The 3163-nt window shown below is 57.8% G+C and carries 4 protein-coding genes; all 4 read right to left on the bottom strand.

Going from position 1 to position 3163, the window contains the following annotated elements; translation table 11 throughout:
- On the bottom strand, positions 1-1380 hold a 1380-nt coding region (locus ACTG2J_RS21690), incomplete at its 3' end, for a protein rep (protein WP_439997932.1).
- Positions 1381-1940: 560 nt separating this feature from the next.
- A complete protein-coding gene (locus ACTG2J_RS21685; protein ID WP_439997931.1) occupies positions 1941-2210 on the bottom strand; it encodes a hypothetical protein in 270 nt (89 codons plus the stop codon).
- Between the two features lie 93 nt (positions 2211-2303).
- Positions 2304-2510 (bottom strand): hypothetical protein, encoded by a 207-nt coding sequence (locus ACTG2J_RS21680; RefSeq protein ID WP_439997930.1) that lies wholly within the window; start codon positions 2508-2510, stop codon positions 2304-2306.
- Between the two features lie 103 nt (positions 2511-2613).
- Positions 2614-2883, bottom strand: a complete 270-nt coding sequence (locus ACTG2J_RS21675; RefSeq protein WP_270818715.1) for a hypothetical protein — start codon at positions 2881-2883, stop codon at positions 2614-2616.
- Positions 2884-3163 lie beyond the last annotated feature (280 nt).

The following is a 3163-nucleotide window of genomic DNA, read 5'->3' as shown; positions in this document are numbered from 1 at the left end:
CCTGAGCGCTCGAACTGGAGCACCAGAACTGGGAGAGTCGTCAATTTGGTCACCGTTACTAAAAATCGAAACAGTGTCCGACTTCCTAGTCGTGAGCTTCATGTTGGTAGACCGGCGACCGCCATAGCCGTCCTCGAACGTGTAGTTAGGTGCCCGCCTATCAGCAGGAACCAAACCGGAAACCCTGCGCGGCTCGCGCTTAACGTCCGGCAAGGAGGAAGGCTGAACCTTGGGAAGGGGAAGGCTGGCAACCCTGTCTATCACTGACTGGACGAGCTGAGGGGCTGCCTCGCATGAGGTGAGCATATGGGGCTGCATCCGCCGGCGACGAAGCCGGCGCCACTGCTCAACAGAGATATTGGCATAGTGAGATGCCTGCTCTTCATCAGGCGCTTCCGCAATAACGTCATCGGAAACTTCCTGCTCCAGCTCCAGGAGCTCACGAAGGCCAGGGCTCCACTTCAGCTGATGCTGGCTATGGAATGCCTTGGCATAGACCTTGAAGAGGCCTGCTGCACGCTCTGGGGGATAGTCTGGGTTGTCCTGGTCAAGGACGGCCCGAAGGAGACCCCATGGCGTGATGCTTCCCAACCTGCCTTGCTTGGCATGGCTCTTCGTCATCTCGTCCTCGATACCCCACTTACTGGCGTAGCTGGCAGCATAGCTACCATCCTTCACATCGATCCCATGTTCATCAGAAGGTCGGCCAAGGCCTACAGCAACACACGCCTTTTGCCAGGCAGGACGATAGACCTCAAGAAGGTCGCTCGGGGTTATGCCCTGGGAGGTGTAGACGATGAGGTGAAAATGGGGGTGCCAGCCGTGAACACGATGGGTCACTTCTCTCGCCCTGATGAAGCCATGGATCTTCTCACCAGGGAGAGCCTTCTCGAGCTTGGCGTGAAGGTTGTTCTTGCCACCGCTCATACGGCTGAGGGCTTTGGACAAGAGCTTAAGCAGCTCCTTGAGGTCATCGCCGATGCCATGGGGGATGGTCAGGGTTACCAGGTGAGAGCGCCAACCCAAGTCCTTTGCCTTGGTCTGCCCAGAAACCAGCTCGACCCTGCGGCGTTCGGAGATCTTCGCGGCGCATAGCGGGCAAGCCCACACGCTACGGCAAGTCATCAGACCCTGATAGAAGGCCCTGCCATGGACGTGACCCTTCCAGACCTCGACATGGCCAAGTTTCTCGCCCTTGGTGGGCTTGAGGTACACCATGCACTTACTCGTGAGGCTACCCCAGAGCACCTTGCTGGCTACAGACTTGAGCGCCCAGCGTTCGGCCCGAGCTTCCTCATAGGTCTTGACGAGACGGAGGGATCCATCTTTTTGGAAGGCAACGGGGATAGCTTCGCCGTCCTCGTTGTGGACGTATTTCACGGTCGGCGCTAGGGGGGGTGAAGCGAAGTTCCCAACTATACCAAGGGCGCCCCCCGCCCGCGGCCTCTCGTGCGCGCTACGCGCATCCCGCGCGTCCTCGGTCGTAGGGCTAACTTTTCGCATGTTGCCCCCTTCTCGCTATGGAGAAGGCGGCGGAATGATGTAAGATCATATCGTCACCTGTGATGCGTTTACGGTTGAGTGGGTGACCGTCCCCCGAAGGTGTTCGAGACCTTGCGGGGGCTTTCTTTTTCGGCGTCGGCTGCTCGTGCGCTGGCGTTCCTGCCTACTTCGTTTCGCCCTTATCCGTTAAGCGGAAATCTGGGAGACGGACAACTTTACAAATCCTACGCTGTTGATGGCCAAATGAGCAAGTTCGCGATGCGCTGAGGCGTTCGCCTCCCTCAGTGCACCGAACCCCTTAACTGCCGGTTTTGCAGGGAAGGGGGGGTTCCTACCTCGGGTCTGCATGGGCGTGTTCCGGCGCCTACCTTACGTGAAAAATTTGACGTAAGGGGGGCGCCTTGTGGGGGCTACCGCCCCCGTTCTCTGGCACTGGCCTAGCCGATGGCCGCCCCGAACACAGCTTGCGCGATACGATCGAGCGTTGCCTGGTCAACATCGAGGGCGGGGTTTGGGTTAGCCAGGAGCAGCTTGAGGGCGGGCACATCATCCCGATTAAACGTAACAGTGACCGTAATGTCGGCCAGCTTGGCGCGGTACTTGGCTTGGCGCTCGGCCTGAGACATGGCCTTGCCGGTGCGGGGGCGACCTCTTGGCCGCTTAATGGGGAGCAGGTCTGCGGTTTGATTGTCGTTGACGTCTTTCATTTGCGGTGCCTTTAGCGTGACAGTGACGATAATTAATTATCGTCACTGTGACACTAAATAGCAAGGTGTTAACACACTTTGTTTAACTGGGATTTATGCTGCTGTGTTAAGAGACCAGGACTGGACGACTTTGCTCTGAAGGGCTTCGAACTCGGTCTCGATGCGGTCGGACAAGACCCGCACCAGGGCGGCGTGGTCATCGTCTTCGGGGATAAGGCTGGCGGCCTCGGTCAGCGCAGTGATGGCGCGTTCAAGGGCTTTGAGTTGGCGATAAGTATCTGTAAGATCACGGTTAGTCATAGGGCCTCCAAGCGGCTTTGTGATTAGAAGCGCCTCGGGAGGTTAGAGCCCCGGGGCGCTTTGCTATCTGATCACCTATAGGCTGAAAAATCAACCATGGCGGTCAGTGATAGTGATGGTTGCACGAATTCTCTTTCGCGTACTGCTCAAAGTCCTTGATGAACATCCATTCCGTCTCGCCGGTTCGGATCCATCCACCTGGAAGGATCTTGGGCTCATTCCCGTATAGCCGCATACGAAACAAGGTTTTGCAACCCAAGCTGACCGCCATGGCCTTCGCCTCCTCGAGAGTCTTGGTGAAGGTCAGGGTCAAGCCGGTTTCGTCCAGTCCGGACTTTTCGGGGAGCAGGTACACGATTGGCGGCTTCTTCATGGGTTCCCCCTTTTTGATAACTGTTACGGTATTCAACCCAAGCAATCAGGGACTGCTCGATGGCGGACATGGATGGCGCGGGGCCGGTTTCACTGGTTGCAACATGGTGTTGCAGCTGCCCGACAACACGGGCCTCAACATCGCAAGGCTGACACCCCGCAAGCGGGGCCCCGTCAGGCTTGCGAAGTGAGGCTGATTCGGTGATCGGTCGGATGACATAACCCAACGCACGAGGGTTACCCTCTGCCGCGTTCGGCAAGGACGACTCAAGGCGCAGAGC

The sequence above is a fragment of the Aeromonas sp. 6P genome (assembly GCF_051919525.1).
Lineage (GTDB): Bacteria > Pseudomonadota > Gammaproteobacteria > Enterobacterales > Aeromonadaceae > Aeromonas > Aeromonas veronii.
This window is presented reverse-complemented; position numbering and strand designations above follow the sequence as displayed.

What these genes read in the sequence shown, in the direction of transcription:
- ACTG2J_RS21680 (WP_439997930.1), bottom strand. Translation starts at nt 2,510, where the DNA reads ATGACTAACCGTGATCTTACAGATACTTATCGCCAACTCAAAGCCCTT.
- ACTG2J_RS21685 (WP_439997931.1), bottom strand. Translation starts at nt 2,210, where the DNA reads ATGAAAGACGTCAACGACAATCAAACCGCAGACCTGCTCCCCATTAAG.
- ACTG2J_RS21675 (WP_270818715.1), bottom strand. Translation starts at nt 2,883, where the DNA reads ATGAAGAAGCCGCCAATCGTGTACCTGCTCCCCGAAAAGTCCGGACTG.